19 protein-coding genes are annotated in these 21,179 nt (G+C 63.5%); 8 read left to right on the top strand and 11 right to left on the bottom strand.

Annotated features, from left to right (window positions below):
* Positions 1-3: 3 nt before the first annotated feature.
* Positions 4-816, bottom strand: a complete 813-nt coding sequence (locus PLAV_RS03755) for a dienelactone hydrolase family protein (protein ID WP_011995652.1) — start codon at positions 814-816, stop codon at positions 4-6.
* Positions 817-986: 170 nt separating this feature from the next.
* On the opposite strand from PLAV_RS03755, the gene PLAV_RS03750 reads away from it, so the two are divergent.
* The 7 genes from PLAV_RS03750 (at position 987) to PLAV_RS03720 (ending at position 7,655) form a co-directional block, all read left to right on the top strand.
* Positions 987-1,535: a tyrosine phosphatase family protein gene (locus PLAV_RS03750; RefSeq protein ID WP_011995651.1), complete on the top strand. Its 549-nt coding sequence runs from the start codon at positions 987-989 to the stop codon at positions 1,533-1,535.
* Positions 1,536-1,542: 7 nt separating this feature from the next.
* Complete coding sequence (locus PLAV_RS03745; protein WP_011995650.1) at positions 1,543-2,598, top strand: NUDIX hydrolase; 1,056 nt, start codon at positions 1,543-1,545, stop codon at positions 2,596-2,598.
* 15 nt (positions 2,599-2,613) lie between these two features.
* A complete protein-coding gene (locus tag PLAV_RS03740; RefSeq protein WP_011995649.1) occupies positions 2,614-2,988 on the top strand; it encodes a hypothetical protein in 375 nt (124 codons plus the stop codon).
* 187 nt (positions 2,989-3,175) lie between these two features.
* Positions 3,176-4,252: a quinolinate synthase NadA gene (nadA, locus tag PLAV_RS03735; RefSeq protein ID WP_011995648.1), complete on the top strand. Its 1,077-nt coding sequence runs from the start codon at positions 3,176-3,178 to the stop codon at positions 4,250-4,252.
* 27 nt (positions 4,253-4,279) lie between these two features.
* Positions 4,280-5,893: an L-aspartate oxidase gene (locus PLAV_RS03730; protein ID WP_011995647.1), complete on the top strand. Its 1,614-nt coding sequence runs from the start codon at positions 4,280-4,282 to the stop codon at positions 5,891-5,893.
* Positions 5,890-6,759, top strand: coding sequence for a carboxylating nicotinate-nucleotide diphosphorylase (nadC, locus tag PLAV_RS03725; RefSeq protein ID WP_011995646.1), 870 nt, complete (start codon positions 5,890-5,892; stop codon positions 6,757-6,759). The genes PLAV_RS03730 and nadC overlap by 4 nt, the downstream gene beginning before the upstream one ends.
* 71 nt (positions 6,760-6,830) lie before the next feature.
* Entirely contained in the window at positions 6,831-7,655 is an 825-nt protein-coding gene (locus tag PLAV_RS03720) for an SDR family oxidoreductase (protein WP_011995645.1), read from the top strand.
* A gap of 25 nt (positions 7,656-7,680) precedes the next feature.
* Here PLAV_RS03720 and PLAV_RS03715 read toward each other — a convergent pair whose 3' ends face one another.
* The 8 genes from PLAV_RS03715 to PLAV_RS03680 form a co-directional block, all read right to left on the bottom strand.
* Positions 7,681-8,418 carry a cell wall hydrolase gene (locus PLAV_RS03715; protein ID WP_011995644.1) on the bottom strand — a complete coding sequence of 246 codons (738 nt, stop codon included), beginning with the start codon at positions 8,416-8,418 and terminating at the stop codon, positions 7,681-7,683.
* Positions 8,419-8,878: 460 nt separating this feature from the next.
* The gene (gene ppdK, locus PLAV_RS03710; RefSeq protein ID WP_049767699.1) at positions 8,879-11,578 is read right to left on the bottom strand and encodes a pyruvate, phosphate dikinase; all 2,700 of its coding nucleotides are present in this window, start codon (positions 11,576-11,578) and stop codon (positions 8,879-8,881) included.
* 134 nt (positions 11,579-11,712) lie between these two features.
* Positions 11,713-13,938 (bottom strand): glycine--tRNA ligase subunit beta, encoded by a 2,226-nt coding sequence (gene glyS / locus PLAV_RS03705; protein ID WP_011995642.1) that lies wholly within the window; start codon positions 13,936-13,938, stop codon positions 11,713-11,715.
* Positions 13,935-14,828, bottom strand: coding sequence for a glycine--tRNA ligase subunit alpha (locus PLAV_RS03700; protein WP_011995641.1), 894 nt, complete (start codon positions 14,826-14,828; stop codon positions 13,935-13,937). The genes glyS and PLAV_RS03700 overlap by 4 nt, the downstream gene beginning before the upstream one ends.
* A 164-nt stretch (positions 14,829-14,992) precedes the next feature.
* Positions 14,993-15,193 (bottom strand): hypothetical protein, encoded by a 201-nt coding sequence (locus tag PLAV_RS03695; protein ID WP_011995640.1) that lies wholly within the window; start codon positions 15,191-15,193, stop codon positions 14,993-14,995.
* Between the two features lie 47 nt (positions 15,194-15,240).
* Complete coding sequence (locus PLAV_RS03690) at positions 15,241-16,143, bottom strand: S49 family peptidase (RefSeq protein ID WP_011995639.1); 903 nt, start codon at positions 16,141-16,143, stop codon at positions 15,241-15,243.
* Positions 16,144-16,185: 42 nt separating this feature from the next.
* Positions 16,186-16,968 (bottom strand): tRNA1(Val) (adenine(37)-N6)-methyltransferase, encoded by a 783-nt coding sequence (locus PLAV_RS03685; protein WP_011995638.1) that lies wholly within the window; start codon positions 16,966-16,968, stop codon positions 16,186-16,188.
* Positions 16,965-17,180, bottom strand: coding sequence for a putative signal transducing protein (locus PLAV_RS03680; protein WP_011995637.1), 216 nt, complete (start codon positions 17,178-17,180; stop codon positions 16,965-16,967). The genes PLAV_RS03685 and PLAV_RS03680 overlap by 4 nt, the downstream gene beginning before the upstream one ends.
* Before the next feature lie 224 nt (positions 17,181-17,404).
* Between PLAV_RS03680 and PLAV_RS03675 the strand changes: the two genes are divergently transcribed.
* A complete protein-coding gene (locus PLAV_RS03675) occupies positions 17,405-18,424 on the top strand; it encodes a polyprenyl synthetase family protein (protein WP_011995636.1) in 1,020 nt (339 codons plus the stop codon).
* Here the strand turns inward: PLAV_RS03675 and PLAV_RS03670 are convergent.
* Positions 18,421-19,293, bottom strand: coding sequence for a 4-(cytidine 5'-diphospho)-2-C-methyl-D-erythritol kinase (locus PLAV_RS03670; protein ID WP_011995635.1), 873 nt, complete (start codon positions 19,291-19,293; stop codon positions 18,421-18,423). The two genes, PLAV_RS03675 and PLAV_RS03670, sit on opposite strands and share 4 nt — an antisense overlap.
* Before the next feature lie 4 nt (positions 19,294-19,297).
* Positions 19,298-21,043 carry a tetratricopeptide repeat protein gene (locus tag PLAV_RS03665; RefSeq protein WP_168713172.1) on the bottom strand — a complete coding sequence of 582 codons (1,746 nt, stop codon included), beginning with the start codon at positions 21,041-21,043 and terminating at the stop codon, positions 19,298-19,300.
* Positions 21,044-21,179 lie beyond the last annotated feature (136 nt).

Raw genomic sequence — 21,179 nt, 5'->3', positions numbered from 1 at the left:
CCTTTACGGCAGGCCTTGTTCTTTCAGCCAGTCCTCCAGCCGGAGATAGGCTTCATGCGTCGCCTGCGCATCGTGGCGGATGAAGCCCGAGGGGCCGCCGGACGGGCCGGTATAGGAATAGTCGAAGGCGTGGGTGGCATTCTTGAAGAGAACGGTTTCAACCCAGCCGTAACGCTCTCCTTCTTCGACGCAAGCCTGCGGATTGATTGCCGGGTGTGCGTCCTTTCCGCCCGAGAAGATCAGCGTCGGTGTCCGATGCGTAGCGTCCACGATGCCGCATGGCGGATACCAGACGACGATACCGGCGACCTCGGCCTGAAGCGGTTCATCGCCCGGAGACGACAGGATGCTGAGCGCCGTCCATCCGCCATGGCTCAATCCATCCACCACAATCCGGCCGTCGAAGCCGTCAAGCGTCGCGATGTGAGAAGTGACGGCCTCGATGTCGGAGATGCGGTTTACCGGATCGAGATAAAGGGCGGTGTCGGCGGCGCCGGGCGTGCACACATTGTCGATCCCGCGCGGGCGCCAGCTATCGAGTATGACGGTAGCGAAACCACGGTCCCTGTAAAACGCCGCCCGCTTTTTCAGCGTAGGCGCTGAAAACCGGGTTATGCCATCGCAACCATGCAGCACGAAGACGACCGGCCAGGTCTTCCGCCCGGCGGGAAGAGACAGTTCCACATCGATCTCCAGCTCGCGCTCGGCTGCGTAGTCGGAAACATCGACGGTGAAATCCCGCGTCTCGGCCCGAACCTCCGTGACCAGGCCGCCCGCCACCGTCAAAGCGGCGAGTGTCATAATTATGCGCTTCATATTCCCCCCACATCCCGCATTCGAGCTTGAGCCTATCTGACAACCTATTTGACCGGGATTGAAAGGATAAAGTGCTGTCAAATCTGGATTTTGGCCTAGCTTTGCACAAATCTGTGCTATCAGGGAAATATGATCGATTCCGGCATAACCCAGCCGATGACGAGCAACAGATGATCTATGTAAGCCCCCTCAGTGCGGTCGAGGATGCGATCCGCGAAGTGCGGCCCTCGCATCTCGTGAGCCTGCTCGACCCCGAAACGATGATCGGTACGCCGGAGGGCATCCTGCCCGACCGGCACCTGCGGATCGGCATCAACGACATCGCGGAAGCGATCGACGATCTCGTGCCGCCGGGCACCGAGCATGTGTCCGCGCTGATCGATTTCGTGCGCGGGTGGGACCAGCGCCAGCCCCTGCTGGTTCACTGTTGGGCCGGGATCAGCCGGTCCACGGCTGCCGCCTTCATCACGCTTTGCGCATTGAACGAAGAACACCCCGAGGACGAACTCGCGCAGCTTGTGCGCAGTTGCGGTTCCCACGCACACCCCAACCGGCTGATGGTCAAGCTGGCGGATGAACTGCTCGCCCGCGAGGGACGCATGTCGGCGGCCGTGGAGGCGCTCGGACCGGGACGCGCCTGTTGGGAAGGCGAACTTTTCGCGATCCCACTGCGCCCCGCTGATGACCTTTCGACAGCCCGCTTCCCGCGAAGCCGCTGAGGACAGAATGACCAAGGCGCGGGCGAAGCCTTCCGTACAATCCAACGCCGAGGCAGCGATGCGCGCGGACAAGTCCGTCGTTATTGGCCTCAACGCTGCCATCGTCACCGTCTCGGACGACGAACCGAAAATTCTCGTCGTGCCGCATAGTGAAACGGATGGCGCGAGCGGCTGGGATGCGCTGCCTTTCGGGCCGTTCAATCCGACGCAGCATCGCACGCTGGAAATCGGCCTGCGCTCATGGGTGCAGGAACAGACGAGCCTCGATCTCGGCTATGTCGAACAACTCTACACGTTCGGCGATCGGGGGCGGCATTCGCTGGAAGTGGAAGCGCCGGGGGAGCATGTGGTTTCGGTCGGCTATCTCGCATTGACGCGGAGCCATGACGAAACGCTGAAAGGCGCGGCGTGGCGAGACTGGTATCAGCACTTCCCATGGGAAGACTGGCGCAACGGAAAGCCGCCTATCATCGACCAGGTGATCGTGCCGCTTCTTCGGGAATGGGCCGGACGGCAAAACGAAGCCTCTTCCGAAGAACTCGCACGCGGCAAGCGGCGCGACCGGATGCGGCTCTGCTTCGGCGTCGACGGCGTGCCGTGGGACGATGAGAAAGCGCTGGAGCGTTACGAACTTCTCTACAGCGCGGGCCTTCTGCTCGAAGCGGCGCGGGACGAACGCCCTAATGCGCAGAAACTTCTCAACGGACAGGCGCCGCAGCTTGGACGGCCTATGCAGTTCGACCATCGGCGCATTCTCGCGACCGCGATGAGCAGGCTGCGTGCAAAAATCAAATACAGGCCCGTTGCCTTCGAGCTGATGCCACCGGCTTTCACGCTTTATGAACTGCAGAAGACCGTGGAGGCGCTTCTGGGCCTTCATGTCCACAAGCAGAACTTCCGGCGGCTGGTCGAAAATGCCGGCCTTGTGGAACGAACAGGGCGCATGTCGACGCGGACGGGCGGGCGGCCCGCCGAGCAATTCCGTTTCCGCCGCGAGGTGCTGAACGAGCGCCCCGCGCCGGGCCTCAGGCTTGCGCCTTCGCGCAGCCGGGCAAATAGCTGATTATCGGGAGCGGCCATGAACGGCATTTCAATCAAGGCAATTCTCATCAGCTCGATCTTCGGCTTCGTGCTGATGCTCGTTCTCATCATGGTGCTGGGCGCGCTCTATCCGCTGCTGTTCAGCGGTGGAACCGCGGCTGATTTCGAGCAGTCGTGGTTCTCGATGCTGGCGCTCGCGGCGCCGGTTGCGGCGGGCTATCTGGCGGCGCGGCTCGCCCCGGCGCAGCCCGTTCTGCATGGCGCCCTGTCGCCCTTCCTCAACGTGGTGTGGGGTCTAATCGCCATGACTTTTCTCGTTCCCGCCACGGCGTTCACGGCTGCCATACTCGTTGCCAATATCGCGCTTGGCGCCCTTGGCGGCTACCTCTATTCAACTACAGGAAAACATTGACCTTTCTGGCCTGTTCCCTTTTGAACAGCCAAGGTGGAAACAGCCGGATATTCCTTGTTGACGCTTGATAATGCTCAAGCGTAGCATATCTATCAATGGAGCCCGGCCCCTTTCTCGGTGCCGGTGTTTTTGATCCCTTATATATACTCACTGTGAGTATATATGGGCAGCGAACAGGGAGGTCATCATGGCCCTCGCAGGTAGCATGCAGCACAAGACGGGCAGCGCAACGCCCGCGGCAGCGCGCAGGTTCAAGCCGCTGGAAATGCCCGAGCTTGAATATACGCCCGGCCTCGCGAAGGAGATGGCGCCGCTTTACGAGAAGGTGAAAAGCGTCATTCCCTCGGTCGAGTGGCCGTTCTTCGCGCCCTATATCCATGCCATCAACCGGCTGAAGAAAGAGCGCGACGCCGTTGTGCTCGCGCATAATTACCAGACGCCGGAAATCTTTCATTGCGTCGCCGACATTGCCGGCGACAGCCTGCAGCTCGCCAAGGAAGCGGCGAAGGTCGATGCCGATGTCATCGTCCAGTGCGGCGTGCACTTCATGGCCGAGACATCGAAGCTGCTCAATCCGCAGAAGACCGTTCTCATTCCCGATGTGAAGGCTGGCTGCTCGCTTGCCGACTCGATCACCGGCGCCGATGTGCGGCTGCTGCGCGAGACTTATCCCGGCGTGCCGGTCGTCACTTATGTGAATACCTCCGCTGACGTGAAGGCGGAAAGCGACATCTGCTGCACCTCATCCAACGCGCTGCAGATCGTCGAGAGCTTCGGCGTCGACCGCGTGCTCTGCATTCCGGACGAGTTCCTGGCGAAGAACATCGCCAAGCAGACGAATGTGAAAATCCTCACCTGGAAGGGTCATTGCGAAGTGCATGAGCGCTTCACGGCGGAGGAACTGCGTGCCTATCGCCGCGACGATCCGAACATCGTCATCATCGCGCATCCCGAATGCCCGCCGGAAGTCGTGGCTGAAGCCGATTTCTCCGGCTCCACCTCCGGCATGATCAACTGGGTGAAGCAAAACCAGCCGAAGCGCGTCGTCATGGTGACGGAATGTTCCATGAGCGACAACGTGGCGGTGGAAAATCCAAATGTCGAGTTCGTGCGGCCCTGCAATCTCTGCCCGCATATGAAGCGGATTTCGCTGAAGAACATTCTCGAAAGCCTCGTCTATATGCGCGAGGAAGTGACCGTTGATCCCGCCGTCGCGGTACGGGCGCGGGCGGCGGTCGAGCGGATGATCAATCTCGGCAACTAGGCCGCGGATCGCACAGGAGACGCCATCATGGCGCAGGGCAACATCGTCGATGCCGGCGACGTTCTGATCGTCGGCGCGGGACTTGCGGGCCTCTTCACGGCATTGAAACTCAGTCCCCGCCCCGTCACCGTTCTCGCGGGCGCGCCCATAGGCGACGGCGCGTCAAGCGCCTGGGCGCAGGGTGGCATCGCGGCGGCCATAGAGCCGGGCGATACGGCCGAAGCCCATGCCGCAGACACGATCGCGGCAGGTGCCGGCACGGTGGACGAGGAAGCCGCGCTTTCCATCGCGCGGGAGGCGGCGCTTCGCATCGAGGATTTGCTGAAGCTCGGTGTCCCCTTCGACCGCGACATAGAGGGCAAGCTCTCGGCGGGGCGGGAGGCTGCGCACAGCCATCGCCGCATCGTCCGCGTGAAGGGCGACCAGGCGGGCAAGGCGATCATGCAGGCGCTTGTTGCCGCCGTGCGCGCCACGCCCTCCATTCGCGTGATGGAAGGATTGTCAGCCTATGAGCTCGCCATAGAAAACGGGCGTGCCGCCGGCGTTTTCGCGCGGCCTGCTCATGCCGCGACCGCGCCGCAACCGCTGTTCATCAAGGCGCGTGCCGTGGTGCTCGCCAGTGGCGGCGTTGGCCAGCTCTTTGCCGTCACGACCAATCCGCCGCAGGCACGCGGCGAAGGCGTTGCCATGGCGGCGCGCGCGGGCGCGCTGATCGCAGACCCGGAATTCGTGCAGTTCCATCCGACCGCTATTGCTTCCACGCGCGATCCGGCGCCCCTGGTCACGGAAGCGCTACGTGGCGAGGGCGCAATCCTGATCGATAATATGGGCCGACGTTTCATGCCTTCTATTCATGCCGACGCCGAACTCGCGCCGCGCGATATCGTGGCGCGCGCGATCTTTCGCGAGATCGAGGCGGGGCGCGGTGCCTTTCTCGATGCACGCGCGGCACTCGGCGAGAAATTTGCGGCAACCTTCCCTACCGTTTATGAGACCTGCATGTCGCTCGGCATCGACCCGGCGCGCCAGCCCATCCCCGTTGCACCGGCCGCGCATTACCACATGGGCGGCATCCATGTGGATGCGCGCGGGCGCAGCAGCATCGAGGGGCTGTGGGCCTGTGGCGAAGTCGCCTCGACCGGCATGCATGGCGCGAACAGGCTCGCGAGCAATTCGCTTCTCGAAGCCATCGTCTTCGGCGCACGCATCGCCACCGACATCGACGGCTGCGTTCCCGGCGCACGCGCGGGCGCGCATGTCGCGCCCCCGGTTCTCGCATCGGCTGCGATACCCGACGCGCCGATGCTGGCGCAGCTACGCCAGATCATGACGGCGCATGTCGGCGTCGAGCGCAACGCGGGCGGTCTTGCATTCGCGCTTGGGGAGATTGCGCGGCTTGAGCGCGCGGCGGGACCGGCGAGCCTTTTCGGCAATATCGCGACGACGGCGAAGCTTGTCACCGCCGCCGCTTATGCGCGCGAGGAAAGCCGCGGCGGCCACTACCGGAGCGACTTCGCCTCGCCACGCGCGCCCTGGCGGCACCGCACGTTCATCACGCTGAAGGAAGCGGCACGGATTGCGGATGCTGCCATCGCCGAAGCCCCCGCGGCCGGCGCGGCAGAGATACAGGCTTGCCTATGACGCTTCAGCTGACGCCCCTGCCCGCCCTCATGATCGAGCCGGCCGTGCGCGCCGCGCTGGCGGAAGATCTCGGCCGCGCGGGCGACATCACCACGCAGGCAACCGTGCCGGCGGAGGCGAAGGCGCGCGTGCTCATCAATGCGCGCCAGCCCGGCCGTGTTGCGGGGCTCGATTGCGCGCGCATGGCTTTCCGCCTAGTGGATCCGTCGCTCAAGGTCGCGGTGGTGAAAGCCGATGGATCGGATGTCGAGCCGGGCGACACCATCGCCGCCATCGAAGGGCCCGCGCGCGGCATTCTCACGGGCGAGCGCGTGGCTTTGAATTTCCTCGGCCATATGTCGGGCATCGCGACCTCGACGCGCGAAATCGCCCGTGCCATCGAAGGCACGAAAGCGCATGTCTGCTGCACGCGCAAGACGACGCCAGGCCTTCGCATATTCGAAAAATACGCCGTGCGCGCCGGCGGCGGCATGAACCACCGCTTCGGCCTCGACGATGCCGTTCTCATCAAGGACAACCACATCGCCATGTCGGGCGGCATCGAAGCGGCGATCTCACGCGCGAAGGCGGCGAGCGGCCACATGGTCAAGATCGAGGTCGAGGTGGACACACTCGACCAGCTCGATCAAGCGCTTGCCGTGGGTGTGGACGCGGTGCTGCTCGACAACATGACGCCGGAGATGCTCACCGAAGCCGTGCGCCGCATCGGCGGACGCGCCGTCGCGGAAGCATCTGGCCGTATCACAGCCGCTACGGCGCCTGCCATCGCCGCCTCGGGCGTCGATCTCATCTCCTGTGGCTGGATTACGCATTCCGCGCCCTGTCTCGATGTCGGCCTCGATTTCGAAAGCCTGACGGCCTCCTGATCGCGCTTCCCCGTGTGGCAAAAGTGGACTACGGTCCACAAAATCCAGAACATAAAAAGCGGGAGACGATCATGGGACAAGCGAACGGGCGGCAGAGTATTTTCATCACGGGCGCGGCTTCCGGTATGGGGCTCGAAACGGCGCGGCTCTTTGCGGGCAAAGGCTGGTTTGTCGGCGGCTATGATGTGAACGGCGAAGGTCTGGCCGCGCTGGAAAAGGAGCTTGGCGCCGAGAACTGCGTCGTCGCGAAGCTCGATGTGACGGACAAGAAGGCGTTCGACGCAGCGGTTGCAAGGTTCGGCGAAGCGACCGGCGGCAAGCTCGACCTGCTCTTCAACAATGCCGGCATCGGCCGCGGCGGGCTCTTCGAGCAGATGCCGTTTGAAGACATTCTGGCCGTCGTGAATGTGAATTTCGTCGGCGTGCTGAACGGCATCTACGCGGCGCTGCCGCTTCTGAAAGCGACGAAGAATTCGCTCTGCTTCACCACATCCTCGTCATCGGCGACCTATGGCATGCCGGGCATTGCCGTCTATTCGGCGACGAAGCACGCGGTGAAGGGCCTCACCGAAGCACTCTCCATCGAGTTCCGCCTCATCGGCGTGCGCGCGGCGGATGTGCTGCCGGGGCTTATCGACACGCCGATCCTGCCGGAAGGCGCGGCCGCAAATGCGCCCAAGGAAGGCATGTTCCGCGCGATACCGCCAGTCGAAGTGGCGAAGGTTGTGTGGGAGGCCTATGGCTCGGACAAGCTGCACTGGTTCGTGCCGCCGGAGCTTGTGGAGCTCGACAAGGCGGCGGGCAATGCGCCCGAGACGACACGTCAGCAGATCGCGATGTCGGGGCCGCTGGCGCCGCTCTTCAAGCAGATGGAAGCAGACGCCGCGAAGGGCTAGGCCGCACCGCAAGCCGCCCGGGGGATCAGGATTTTCCCTCGGAGCCGGCGGGGCGATAGAAGATGTGGCGGCCGATCTTCTTGACCTCGACCATGCCAGAGGCCCAGTAAGGCTGCACATAGTCGGCATGGTAGAACATCGCCGGTGCGAGCGTCGGATCGGCATCCCTGCCCATCGTCACATATTGCGCGGTCCGGCGCGCCTTGGCCCAGGCGCGGCGTTCGTTCGGCACCTTGCTCAGCTTGCCGTCGCAGGTAAACGAGAACTGGCAACCGGTAGAGCGGCTGGCGCCCTGATAGACGACGCCGCAGATGCTGTCGGGATAATTCGCGGAACCGACGCGATTGAGGATCACGCGTGCAACGGCGAGCTGGCCTTCGGTCGATTCGCCCCGCGCCTCGAAATAGATGCCGACGGCGAGGCAGCGGCGCTCTTCTTCCAGCATACGGGCCTTCAGCTGCACCAGGGGCGTATCCACGTCCATGGGGACGCCCGGAGACGGCAGGATGATGCTTGCGTTCTCCACATAGGCGTCCAGCGTCTCGTCGTCGCCCACAAAGGCGCCTGCGAGGTCGCGGCCATGAGACGGCGCATAGGCGACGAGGGGCGCCGTATTGGGCAGAGGTTCGATATGCGGGGTCGGCGTGTTCATGGCGCCCACGACGGTGCTGGTGACCACACCGAGGCACACGAGTGCAGCAGCCGTCTGGGCAGCACCGCCGACAATGTGGCCCAGGTCGAGCCATTGAAACAATTTACGCATCGTTCTCTAAACCGTCTGCTTTGTTGTTCTTGCAGACCCCTTGGTGCGCTCGCCACTTTTGGAGAACCACCCGGCCCTCTCGCGAGAGCCTTCTCAGAGCCTGTCGGACAGCACCGCTATAAACGTGCCAGAGCCCGATGCCGCATCGACACCTGGGCAATCACTTAGTCATTAACAGCGAGGGGGAAGTAACATGGGGATTCCGGCGCAACAATGTCATAATTGCGGCAGTATTAGCGCCAAGGGCTATGTCATTGAACCACAACAGGTTTTACACTGCGACAAATTGTATTCACAGTGATTATGTGTCGTGTGCGCGTGGTTAAATCATTATGCAAAATGCATTTTCACGCGACTCAAACATTAACGAGATTGACTCAATTTAGTCATAATCGTTAATACTCCGTACACGATCTATCCCGATACGGGACATTCCGCTCACGGATAATGCCGGCATCCGTCAGGCGGTGCCGCTGCCTTGCGCCGCACCTGACGCAACGGCAAGAGCCGATTGTGCAGCTGCGAGACGTGCGATCGGCACCCGGTAGGGCGAGCAGGAGACATAGGAGAGGCCCACCTCCTCGCAGAAGGCGATGGATGCCGGGTCGCCGCCATGTTCGCCGCAGATGCCGAGCTTGATGTCGGGCCGTGCCGCCCTGCCCCGCTCCGCTGCAAGACGCACAAGCTCGCCCACACCGTCGATATCGAGCGAAACGAAGGGATCCTGGGTCAGGATTTTCTTGCCCAGATAATCATTCATGAACTGCGCGGCATCGTCGCGGCTGATGCCGAAGGTCGTCTGTGTCAGGTCGTTGGTGCCGAAGGAAAAGAACTCGGCGGAGGCGGCGATTTCACGCGCCATCAGCGCCGCGCGTGGCAGCTCGATCATGGTGCCGACGGAATATTCGAGCTTCTTTCCCTGTTCCTTTTCAACTTCCGCGGCCACCGCCACGACGCGCGCCTTGAGGAAGTCGAGTTCGGTCTTCATGCCGACAAGCGGGATCATGATTTCGGGGATCACCGGGGCGCCCGTTTCCTTTGCCGCGAGAAGCGCGCCCTCGAAAATCGCGCGTGCCTGCATCTCGTAGATCTCGGGATAGGAAATGCCGAGGCGGCAACCGCGATGACCAAGCATCGGGTTCGTCTCCGCGAGTTCCGCGAGGCGCCGCGTCAGCTTGTCGGCCGGAATGCCGGTATCTTCCGACACCTGCGCGATTTCCTCGTCGCCCTTCGGCAGGAATTCATGCAGCGGCGGATCGAGCAGGCGGATCGTCACCGGCAAGCCTTGCATGATCTCGAACAACTGACGGAAATCGTCGCGCTGCATCGGCAGGATTTTCTCAAGCGGCGCGCGGCGTCCCTTCGCGTCATCGGCGAGGATCATCTGGCGCACGGCGACGATGCGGTCCTCGTCGAAGAACATGTGTTCGGTACGGCAGAGGCCGATGCCTTCGGCGCCGAACTTGCGCGCTGTTTCCGCGTCATGCGGCGTTTCGGCGTTGGTGCGCACCTGCATGCGGCGATATTTGTCCGCCCATGTCATCAATGTCGCGAAATCGCCGGAGAGTTCCGGCTGCAACGTCGGTATCTGTCCCTTGAGGACCTGCCCGGTCGAGCCGTCCACCGTAATGATGTCGCCCTTCTTCACGGTGACGCCCGAGGCCGTGAACGTCTCGGTCTTGTAGTCGATGCGGATGGAGCCCGCGCCGGAGACGCAAGGCCGCCCCATGCCGCGCGCGACGACGGCCGCGTGGCTCGTCATGCCGCCGCGCGTCGTCAGGATCGCGACAGCGGAATGCATGCCGTTGATGTCTTCCGGGCTCGTCTCGACGCGCACGAGTACGACGTCCTTGCCCGCCTGCCGCATGGCGGCGGCTTCGTCGGAATTGAAGACGACCGTGCCAGACGCCGCGCCGGGCGAGGCGGGCAGGCCCGTCGCCAATACATCGCGCGGCGCATCGGGGTCGAGCGTCGGATGCAGGAGTTGATCGAGCGAGGCGGGATCGACGCGGCCGATCGCCGTCTTCTCGTCGATCAGCCCTTCGCCCACCATTTCGACGGCGATCTTCAATGCCGCTTTCGCCGTGCGCTTTCCGCTCCGCGTCTGCAGCATCCAGAGCTTGCCTTCCTGCACGGTGAATTCCACGTCCTGCATGTCCGTGTAGTGCTTCTCAAGCCGCTCGAATGTCGCCGCCAGTTCCGCGAATGCGTCCGGCATTGCTTCTTCCATCGAGGGCTTCTTGTCGTTGCCTTCGAGGCGCGCCTTTTTGGTCAGGCTTTGCGGCGTGCGAATGCCTGCCACCACGTCCTCGCCTTGAGCATTGACGAGGAACTCGCCGTAATAGGCCTTCTCGCCGGTCGAGGGATTGCGCGTGAAGGCAACGCCCGTGGCGCTCGTGTCGCCCATATTGCCGAACACCATCGCCTGGATGTTGACGGCGGTGCCCCAGCTTTCGGGAATGTTGTGGAGGCGGCGATAGGTTTCCGCACGGCGGTTGCGCCACGAACCGAATACAGCGCCGATCGCGCCCCAGATCTGCTCGTTCACATCCTGGGGGAAGGGCTTGCCCAGCTCTTCCTGCACGCGCTCCTTGTAGCGCGCGATGACGTTCTTCCAGTCGTCGGCGGAGAGCTCCGTGTCGAGCGAATATTCCTGCTCTTCCTTGAAGTACTCCAGTATCTCCTCGAAATTGTGATGCTCGACGCCGAGCACCACATCCGAATACATCGAGATGAAACGGCGATAGCTGTCATAGGCGAAGCGTTCGTCGCCCGCGCGCTTGCCGAGGCCCGCCGCCGTCTCGTCGTTGAGGCCGAGGTTCAGCACCGTGTCCATCATGCCGGGCATGGAAGCGCGCGCGCCGGAGCGCACGGAAACGAGAAGCGGGTTCGCGGCATCGCCGAAATGCGCGCCGACCGAATTGCCGATATCGGCGAGTGCCTTCTCGACCTGTTCCTTCAGTCCGGCGGGAAAGGCGCGGTCGTTTTCATAAAAGGCGGTGCAGACTTCCGTGGTGATGGTGAAGCCGGGCGGCACCGGCAGGCCAATATTCGACATCTCGGCAAGGTTCGCGCCCTTGCCGCCCAGAAGGTCGCGCAACTTCGCCGCGCCTTCCGCCTTGCCGTCGCCGAAGGAATAAACCCACTTCTTCTCAGCCATCGCACTCGCCTTTGGTTTGGCCGTCACACGAAAGCCCGGCCACAGAGCCAGGGCCTTCACTTCAAACACCTCCCCCTCGCGGGGAGGTCGAGAAATTCGCGGCACGCGAATTTCTCGGGTGGGAGGGCCGGGGCCTAGCCCTCGACCTTCGAAAAATCAGCGACCTCGTGCAAGGCCGCGCGTATCTGTGCCAGAAGCTTCAAACGGTTCGCGCGGAGGGCCGCATCGTCGGCATTCACCGTCACCTTCTCGAAGAAGGCATCGACCGGCGCGCGGAGCTTCGCAAGCGCCGACATGGCGGCGGCGAAGTCTTCCTTTGCGACGGCGGCTTTCGCTTCCTTCGTCGCGGCCTCGATAGCGGCGCCCAGCGCCTTCTCTTCGTCCTGCGCGAAGAGCGAGGCATCCGGCGCGGCATTGAACGCGCCCTCGCCGTCCTTCCTCTCTTCGATGCGAAGAATATTCGTCGCGCGCTTGTAGCCCGCGAGCAGGTTCTTGCCGTCTTCGGTGGCAAGAAATTCCGACAATGCCTCGACGCGCTTCACGATGAGGACGAGATCGTCCTGACCTTCGAGCGCGAAGACGGCATCGACCAGATCGTGCCGCGCGCCACGATCACGAAGATAGATTTTCAGGCGGTCGGCAAAGAAGGAGAGGAGTTGAGATTCAATACTTTCACCAAAAACTCTCCTTCCAGAGCGAATAACTCGAACACTAGCACCTCGGACACTTCTTTCGTGGACAGAGGCATATCCAAGTGATTTCGCGCCCAAATCAAGACCCAGCGTATCACTTTCTTTAGCATCACTCTTGTTCAGAAGTTCAACGCTTACCTGTTCTGTTGAAAGTCGTAATTCGTTTTGCGCAGTCTCAAAGATTTGCACAAGTGAAAGTCTGATTTGACCTTCCATGACAACGCGAATAACCCCTAGAGCCGCGCGGCGAAGCGCGTAAGGGTCCTTGGAGCCGGTGGGCTTTTCATCAATCGCCCAGAATCCAACCAGCGTGTCGATCTTATCCGCGAGAGCAACAACCCTGCCAAGCGGCGTCAAAGGCACAGCATCGGTCGGCCCCAGCGGCGCATAATGTTCGGCAATCGCAGCCGCGATTTCGTCGTCCAATCCATCGTTCCGCGCGTAGTACGCGCCCATGAGGCCCTGCAACTCGGGGAACTCGCCGACCATGCCGGTGGTGAGGTCGGCCTTGGCGAGTTCTCCCGCGATCTGCGCCTTGTCGGGGTCCGCGCCGGGCACGAAGGCCGCCAGTTCGCGCGCGAGCTTGCCGATGCGCATCGCCTTGTCGTGCACCGTGCCGAGCTTGGCGTGGAAGACGACTTCCTGCAGCTTCGGCAGACGGCTCGTCAGCGTGTGCTTCCGGTCCTGATCCCACAGGAAGCGCGCGTCGGCGAAGCGGGCGCGGAGGACGCGCTCGTTGCCGTTGACGATGGCCTTGCCGCCGTCTTCAGCTTCAAGGTTGGCGATCACGACGAAGCGCGGCGCGAGCTTCCCCGTCTTGTCGTGGAGCGCAAAATATTTCTGGTTCGCGCGCATGGTGCTGGTCAGCACTTCCTGCGGCACGGACATGAATTCGTCGTCGATGCGGCCGATCAGCGGCACGGGCCATTCGACAAGGCCCGCCACTTCATGCAGCAGCGCCTCGTCCTCGACCAGCACGAGGCCCTCGGCCTCCGCCAGCGCCTTTGCGCCTGCATGGATGAAATGCGCGCGCTTCGCCGGATCGAGCACGACCTTCGCATCGAGCAGCTTCATCTCGTAGTCGGCAAAATCCGTCACCACGAAAGCATCCGGCGCCATGAAGCGGTGGCCGCGCGTCGTGTTGCCGGATTTGATGCCGTCGACCTCGAAATTCACCACCTTGCCGCCGAGCAGGCAGAGGATCGAATGCAGCGGACGCACCCAGCGCAAGCTGCCCGAGCCCCAGCGCATGGATTTCGGCCAGGGAAAGGCGCGGATGACGGCCGGCACGATCTCGGCGATCAGCGCGGCGGTGTCGCGGCCCTGCTTCTCGGTGACGGCGACATAGAAGGCGCCCTTCTTGTCTTCCTGCACCGTCGCTTCGTCGATGCTTGCGAGGCCGGCCGCGCGCAGGAAGCCGTCGATCGCCTGTTGCGGTGCGCCGACTTTCGGGCCCTTGCGCTCTTCCTTCACATCCGGCGTCTTGTCCGGCAGTCCGTCGATCACCAGCGCCAGCCGCCGTGGCGTCGCGAAGGCACGCGCATTCTTGCCCTCGACACCCGCCGCCTTCAGCGCATCGGTGACGAGACGCACAAGGTCCTCGCCCGCGCGCTTCTGCATGCGGGCCGGGATTTCCTCGGAGAAGAGTTCGAGCAGAAGTTCGCTCATTCCGCGCCCCCCGCCGGCGTTTTCAGCCAGGCTTCGGCGCAGGCTTTCGCCAGCGCGCGGACGCGGCCGATATAGGCCTGCCGTTCGGTGACGGAGATGACGCCGCGCGCATCGAGCAGGTTGAAATTGTGGCTCGCCTTGATGACCTGATCATAGGCCGGCAGCGTCAGCGGTTGCTCGCGGCCGAGCAGCGCCGCGCATTCCTTTTCCGCATCCTCGAAATGGCGGAACAGCATTTCGGTGTTCGCCGCCTCGAAGTTATGTGCGGAATATTCGACCTCCGCCTGATGGAAGACGTCGCCATAGGTGACGCGGTCGGCGCCCGTCGCGCCGTTGAAGTCGAGCTCATAGCCATTGTCGACGCCCTGGATGTACATGGCGAGGCGTTCGAGGCCATAGGTGAGTTCGCCGGAGACGGGCGAGCAGTCGAAGCCGCCCACCTGCTGGAAATAGGTGAACTGCGAGACTTCCATGCCGTCGCACCAGACTTCCCAGCCCAGCCCCCAGGCGCCCAGCGTCGGGCTTTCCCAGTCGTCCTCGACGAAGCGGATGTCGTGGTTCCGCGCATCGACTCCCAGCTCTTCGAGGCTTTCGAGATAAAGCTCCTGAAGATTGTCCGGGTTCGGCTTCAGGATCACCTGAAACTGGTAGTAGTGCTGGAAGCGGTTCGGGTTCTCGCCATAGCGGCCGTCCGTCGGGCGGCGCGAGGGCTGCACATAGGCCGCCTTCCAGGGCTTTGGCCCCAGCGCGCGCAGCGTGGTCGCCGGGTGAAACGTGCCAGCGCCCATCGACATGTCGTAGGGCTGCAGGATGACGCAGCCCTGCCGCGCCCAATAGGCCTGCAGTTTCAGGATCAAAGACTGAAATGAATTGTCGGGCTTCGCCGTCATTTTGGCCTGTCGCGTGTCGCGCCTCTCAGGCTCGGCTCAGCATGCGGGCCGGGCGGCGGGCGCCGCCCCTGAAGGCGCGCGCAAGGTAGCCGCCAGCCCCCTTAGGGTCAAGCAAGCGGATTTGCCGCCAAGCGACGGGAATCACAGGATATTCAGGGCCGCGCTCAGCGGTCGCGGCGGCTGTGCTCCGGCACGTAGATGCCATCGCCGGCATCGCGCAGCGTGCCGAGATCGCGCGGCTCAACCCGGTGGTGGCTCCGCGCACGCGCGAAAGCCTGGCGCTGGCGTTCAGCCGCGCGTGTCAGGGCTTGATAGGCCGCATAGCAGGCCGCGATGAACACGGCTGCAAAGACGATCTTCGTCATGTTTATCGTCCTCTCAACTACCGGAACTCATGCCCCGGAAGTCTCCATTAAAGGCCAAAACGGCTCCAAAGGGAACGCCTCTCGGCTGCGGCGATCAGTCCCTCGCCAATTTGTGATGCGAATCCGGCCCCAAATCCTTCGGACAGGCCGCCGAATCGGCTGGAAGCGATGCCGCCGCCGGGCCGCCACCAGGGCGTGCGCGGCGAAACGAGCCGCAATTTCACATTCTCGCCGAAGAGGCTCCGCATCTTGCTGCGGACGTCGCCCAGCCCGTCGATCAGGCCGCGTTCGACCGCGCCCTGCCCAGCCCAGAACTCGCCGGAGAAGATCGCCGGGTCGTCCGCCTTCAGCCTCTCGCCGCGCGCGCCGCGCACCAGCTTCTTGAAGTTCTCATGGACATCGAGCTGCAGCGCCTCAAGGCGGCGGACATCTTCCTCCCGCTCGGGCTGGAAGGGATCGAGCATCGCCTTGCTCTCGCCGGCCGTATGCACGCGCCGCTCGACGCCGAGTTTCTCGATCAGGCCGGTGAAACCGAAACCCGCCGAGACGACGCCGATGGAACCGACGATGGAGCTTTCATCTGCATAGATCTCGTCCGCTGCGCAGGCGATCATGTAGCCGCCCGAGGCCGCCACATCTTCGGCGAAGGCATAGACCGGTACGCTCTTCTCTTCCGCCAGCGCGCGGATGCGCTTGTAGATCAGCGAGGATTGCACCGGCGAGCCGCCGGGCGAATTGATAAGCAGCGCCACCGCCTTGACGTTCCTCATCGAGAAGGCCGCTTCGAGCGGTGCCGCGACGGCCGCGAGGTTGAGCCCGCCGCGCAGGGGCTGCGAGGGGCCGATGGTGCCTGAAAGCCGCACCACGGCGACAACAGGCTTCGGCTCCCAGTCGGGCGCGACGCGCTTGCGAAGAGGGCTCGGGAGATAGGGCGCGATGATGTTTTTCATAAGACCATAGATAGGAGGCCGCCCGCCGCGCGGCAAGTCGGCTCAGACCGGCTGGTCGAGCAGCAGCGCCTCGCCGCCTCTCAAAAGCGCCTCCGTCCGCTCGGTGAAACGGCCGTCGCGGCCATGCAGCACCAGGCCGGAACGGAGCGTCAGCGGCGCGCGCGAACCGCGTATCCCTCGCATAATGACGCGCGAAGCAGGCTTGCCCGCCGCCGGCCAGAGCGGAAAAATCTCGATGCCGCCGAGATGCCCCGCCATTGCGGAGAGAAGTGCGCCGAGTGCATCGGCCCGATGGATGAAGGTCACGGTGCCTTTGGGCTTTGCCATCACACAGGCAAAGCGCACCCAGTCATCGAGATCGGAGCCAAGCGTAAGATGCGCCTGCGCCTTGCTCGCATCGGGCGGCGCCGGGCTTGTCGCCGGATCATGGAAAGGCGGATTGGCGAAAACATGATGCCAGCCATTCGGCTCAAGCCCCATCGCCGCCAGGTTGCGCACCGGATGGCCGATATCGCCCGTGACGATTGAAACACGCTCCGCCAGACCGTTGCGCGCGATATTCTCCGATGCGAGACGCGCGAGCTCCGGCTGCAGCTCTATGCCCGCCACCTCAAGCCCGCTCACACGCGAGGCAAGGCAGAGGCTCGCAACGCCGACGCCCGCGCCTGCTTCCAGCGCGCGCTCGCCTTCGCGCGCGGGCACGGATGCCGCGAGCAGCACCGCATCGAGCCCGGCGCGATAGCCCTTTTCCGGCTGCAGCATTTTGAGTCTGCCGCCGAGAAATCCGTCATCGGTCGTGCCGTCTTCCGTCGCCGTGCCGCTCATCCGTCCTCGCCTCGCTTTACCTCGTCGAGAATTTTCCGCGCGTCCTCGTAGTCCTCGTCAACCACCATGATACGCTTCGGCAGTATCCCGAGCGACCCTTCCATAAGGCTCATATGCATGTCCATCTGGAAGGGTTCAATGCCGACCTCTCCCAATCTGTGGACCAGATAGGACAAGAGCACGGGGTCATTGGTTCGGATCAATTCCTTCACACGGTTCCCTTCTCCATACCCCACGAACATTAAAGGTGCGGCATATAGACATCGCCCCTCAACAAGGCGTGATTTTGCCCGAGCGGCTGGTTTTTCGCGGTCCTCCCGGCCTTGCCGCATGGGGAGGGTCAACCTATGCTCACTGTGACGGCAGGATAACACAAGCCGTATGTGGAAATTCGGGCCCCGCTTCAGGGGCCCGCGCTCAAATTCAGGAGTGGCGAGTGGGCGTTGTTGTACCCCTTGAGGACGATCGCGGACGCGGACAGAACGCCGTCGCGCAGCTTCAGGCACTGGTCGCAAAGGAGATGCAGGCGGTCAATGAATTCATCCGTGAACGGATGGCTTCGGATGTGCCCATGGTGCCCGAGCTTGCGAGCCATCTCATAAATTCGGGTGGCAAACGGCTTCGGCCGATGCTTACCATCGCGGCTTCGCGGCTCTGCGGCTATAATGGTACGGACCACATCAAGCTCGCCGCCACCGTCGAATTCCTTCATACCGCGACACTCCTTCATGACGATGTCGTGGACGAGAGCGACATGCGGCGCGGCGCGAAGACCGCCCGGATGCTCTGGGGCAACCAGGCAAGCGTCCTTGTCGGCGATTTTCTGTTGGGGCGCGCCTTCAAGCTTATGGTCGAAACGAAATCGCTGCGCGCGCTGGAAATCATCGCCGATGCCGCCTCGGTCATCGCCGAGGGCGAAGTGATGCAGCTTGCCGCCGCCAAGGATACCGGCACGACGGAAGACGCCTATCTCCGCGTCATCCAGGCGAAGACGGCGGCGCTGTTCGCCGCGGCAACGGAGATCGGCGCGGTCATCTCCGAGAAAAACGGCAGCGAGGCAGCGGCGCTTGAATCCTATGGCCGCAATCTCGGTATCGCATTCCAGCTTGTCGACGATGCGCTCGATTATGGCGGCCGCGCGGCTTCCCTCGGCAAGAATGTCGGCGACGATTTCCGCGAGGGCAAGATCACGCTCCCCGTGGTGCTCGCCTTCCGGCGCGGCAACGCGGAGGAGCGCGCCTTCTGGGAGCGCACGCTGCAACAGGGCGACCGGCAGGAGGGCGACCTCGAACATGCCGTCGACCTGATGAACAAGCATGCCGCGCTGGAGGACACGATCCTGCGCGCGAGGCATTACGGCGCCATCGCCAATGACGCGCTTGCGATCTTCCCCGACAGCCCCTATCGCCAGGCGCTGACGGATCTCGTCGATTTCTGCATCAACAGGAATCACTAGCCGCCGGCGGCAGAGACCTCCAGCCACCAGCCGGGATGCGCCGCCTGCAGCACAAGCGCCGCTTCGCGCGCTTCCTCTTCCGCGGCATACAGGCCGAAGCAGGTGGCGCCCGAACCAGACATGCGCGCGAGCAGGCAACCGGCAGTGAGCGCCAGTGCTGAAATCGTCTCGCCGATTTCCGGCGCGAGCGTCAGGGCGGGCGGCTCGAGATCGTTTCCCTCCGCCGCCAGCCAGGCCGCAAGATCGTCGAGCGTGCCCGGCGGCACGGGAGCAGGATCACTCGGCGCGGCAGCGAGCGGCGCCGCCGCCAGTTCGCGGAAAACCGCCGCCGTCGAAAGCGCGATTCCTGCATTCGCGAGCACCAGCCAGAAGCGCGGCAGGTCCGCCAGCGGCATGATCTTCTCGCCCTTCCCCCACATCATCGCGGTGCGCGAGTGGAGACATACCAGCACATCCGCACCGAGGGCCGCAGCGATACGGCTCAACACTTCATCGCCGGGCGCGACGCCCCACAACGCCGTCAGCGCGCGCAGGGCCGCGGCCGCATCCGCCGAACCGCCACCGATGCCGGAGGCGACGGGCAGGTTCTTTTCCAGCGTGAGGTGTGCGCCGCTTTTAATGCCGGTCTCTTCACGCAGCATCCGCGCCGCGCGCAGCACCAGATTGTCCGGCTCGCCCTGAAGCGCGGCGGCAAAGCGCCCCGCCACATCGAGCCGTAATTCATCCGCCTCGCGCGCGGTCAGGCGGTCGCCCGACTGCGCGAAGACGACAAGGCTCTGCAATTCATGATAGCCGTCGGCCCGCTTGCCGAGAACGCGCAGCGTCAGGTTGATTTTCGCTCGCGCCGCTTCCGTCACCGGGCCGGACACCAGGTCAGGAGCCCGCGGGCGCCGGCGCGGTCTTCTCGTTTTCGGCCTTCTCGGCGTTCTCGCCGGCTTCCAGTCCGAAATCGAGTTTCGTGCGCAGAATGTCCTCGCGCTTTTTCTCGGGCTCAAGCGCCAGGGCATGACGCCACTGGAAACGGGCCTCGATCTTGCGGCCCACCTTCCAGAGTGCATCGCCCAGATGTTCGTTGATGGTCGGATCGCCCGGCTGCAGTTCGGCGGCGCGTTCGAGATATTTCACGGCGGTGGCATATTCGCCGAGCCGGTAGCGCGCCCAGCCGAGGCTGTCGACGATGAAGCCGTCATTGGGCCGGCGCTCCACCGCCTTCTCGATCATCGCAAGCGCCTCGTCGAGACGATGATGCTGCTCGATCCATGAATAGCCGAGATAGTTCAGCACCAGCGGGTGGTCGTCCGACAGTTCGAGCGCAAGCGTCAGGTCCGCTTCCGCGCGGTCCCACTGGCCGAGCCGTTCGGCGCAGATGCCGCGCGCGTAGTAAAGCGTCCAGTCGCGCTCATCGGGCTCTCCCGACATCGCGATGGCGCGGTCGTAATGCACGGCGGCTTCCGCATATTTTTCCTTGGCGCGGAGAATATCGCCCATCGCGACATGCGGTTCGATCGCTTCCGGGTCGTCTTTCGCCAGCCGTTCGAGAACGGCGATGGCCTCAGCCTCCTTGTCGAGCCGGTCGAGTGCGAGCGCCGACTGGATGCGCGCGTTCATGTAGAGCGGCGTGCCCTTGCCCACCTCGTCATAGGCGGCGATGGCGTCGGCCCAGCGCGATTGCGCTTCATAGGATCCGGCCAGCAGCGAGCGGGCGATGTCGAAATCGGGGCGCATATAGATGGCGAGGTTGAGGTAAAGCTCCGCGAGATTGCTCGACGTATCGGTCGCAAGCGCGCTGCCGAGGCCGTATAGCGCTTCGGCCACGCCTTCCGGCGCATTCTTCACAAGAGGTGGCAGCGTGCCTTCCGCATTCAGCTTCTTCAGCTCATATTCCGCCAACGGATGATCCGGGGAAAGGCCGATGAAGCCTTCGAGAACGGCGCGCGCATCGTCTGTCCGCCCCTGCCGCGAAAGATAGCTTGCATAGGCCTGCACGACGCGGATGCTGCCGCCGCCGCTCGTCTCCATCGCCGCCTTGTAGGCCTCGCCCGCGCCTTCGGCATCGCCGAGGATTTCGAGCATCAGAGCCTCGTGATAGGCACGGAAAAGCGCAAAGGCAGCCCGCCCCTCGAAGGCAGAAAGCTGTTCAAGCGCGAGCGCCTTGTCGCCTTCGCCGGCCGCCGCCCAGGCGGAGGCCAGAACGCCGACAAGCGCCGTGAAGGGTCCCGGCTCCGCCAGCGCGATTTCCTCGCGCGCCGAGGCATATTTGCCGTTCTTCACATCGGCAAGCGAGAGCGTCAGCCGCGCCATGCGCTGGCCGGGCTCGATGGCCACAAGCCGCCTCGCGAGCGGCACGGCGCGCTCCATGTCGCCGGCCGTCACGGATGCCATGAAGGCCCGTTCGAGAATTATGGGATCGTTCGGCTCGTCCCGCAGCGCCCTGTCATAGAAGGTGGCGGCTTCCCTGTTGTCGTTTACGGAGGCGGCGTGGCGTCCTGCCAGATAGGCGCCATAGGGGCTTTCGGCTTCCTTGCTGAAAAGTCCGCCGGAAAAGCCGCCGGTGCCCGCGCATCCGCTCAGACCCATGCCGAGCAAGGCTGCGAAGCAGACCCCCCTCGTCAAACGCACGATCGGCGTTCCACGGACAAACGCCGTAACGACACACATCATTTAAGGGCCTGGCCTCCGAGCCTCGGACTGAAGCCCGCCGACGCGGCGAGCCTCACCACACTATATAAAACCGGTCCCGGGATATAGTTGCGAG

This window comes from Parvibaculum lavamentivorans DS-1 (assembly GCF_000017565.1).
Classification (GTDB): Bacteria; Pseudomonadota; Alphaproteobacteria; order Parvibaculales; family Parvibaculaceae; genus Parvibaculum; species Parvibaculum lavamentivorans.
Note: the sequence above shows the minus strand (reverse complement) of the source record. Positions and strands in the feature narration are given on the sequence as shown.

What these genes read in the sequence shown, in the direction of transcription:
- PLAV_RS03755 (WP_011995652.1), bottom strand. Translation starts at nt 816, where the DNA reads ATGAAGCGCATAATTATGACACTCGCCGCTTTGACGGTGGCGGGCGGC.
- PLAV_RS03750 (WP_011995651.1), top strand. Translation starts at nt 987, where the DNA reads ATGATCTATGTAAGCCCCCTCAGTGCGGTCGAGGATGCGATCCGCGAA.
- PLAV_RS03745 (WP_011995650.1), top strand. Translation starts at nt 1,543, where the DNA reads ATGACCAAGGCGCGGGCGAAGCCTTCCGTACAATCCAACGCCGAGGCA.
- PLAV_RS03740 (WP_011995649.1), top strand. Translation starts at nt 2,614, where the DNA reads ATGAACGGCATTTCAATCAAGGCAATTCTCATCAGCTCGATCTTCGGC.
- nadA (WP_011995648.1), top strand. Translation starts at nt 3,176, where the DNA reads ATGGCCCTCGCAGGTAGCATGCAGCACAAGACGGGCAGCGCAACGCCC.
- PLAV_RS03730 (WP_011995647.1), top strand. Translation starts at nt 4,280, where the DNA reads ATGGCGCAGGGCAACATCGTCGATGCCGGCGACGTTCTGATCGTCGGC.
- nadC (WP_011995646.1), top strand. Translation starts at nt 5,890, where the DNA reads ATGACGCTTCAGCTGACGCCCCTGCCCGCCCTCATGATCGAGCCGGCC.
- PLAV_RS03720 (WP_011995645.1), top strand. Translation starts at nt 6,831, where the DNA reads ATGGGACAAGCGAACGGGCGGCAGAGTATTTTCATCACGGGCGCGGCT.
- PLAV_RS03715 (WP_011995644.1), bottom strand. Translation starts at nt 8,418, where the DNA reads ATGCGTAAATTGTTTCAATGGCTCGACCTGGGCCACATTGTCGGCGGT.
- ppdK (WP_049767699.1), bottom strand. Translation starts at nt 11,578, where the DNA reads ATGGCTGAGAAGAAGTGGGTTTATTCCTTCGGCGACGGCAAGGCGGAA.
- glyS (WP_011995642.1), bottom strand. Translation starts at nt 13,938, where the DNA reads ATGAGCGAACTTCTGCTCGAACTCTTCTCCGAGGAAATCCCGGCCCGC.
- PLAV_RS03700 (WP_011995641.1), bottom strand. Translation starts at nt 14,828, where the DNA reads ATGACGGCGAAGCCCGACAATTCATTTCAGTCTTTGATCCTGAAACTG.
- PLAV_RS03695 (WP_011995640.1), bottom strand. Translation starts at nt 15,193, where the DNA reads ATGACGAAGATCGTCTTTGCAGCCGTGTTCATCGCGGCCTGCTATGCG.
- PLAV_RS03690 (WP_011995639.1), bottom strand. Translation starts at nt 16,143, where the DNA reads ATGAAAAACATCATCGCGCCCTATCTCCCGAGCCCTCTTCGCAAGCGC.
- PLAV_RS03685 (WP_011995638.1), bottom strand. Translation starts at nt 16,968, where the DNA reads ATGAGCGGCACGGCGACGGAAGACGGCACGACCGATGACGGATTTCTC.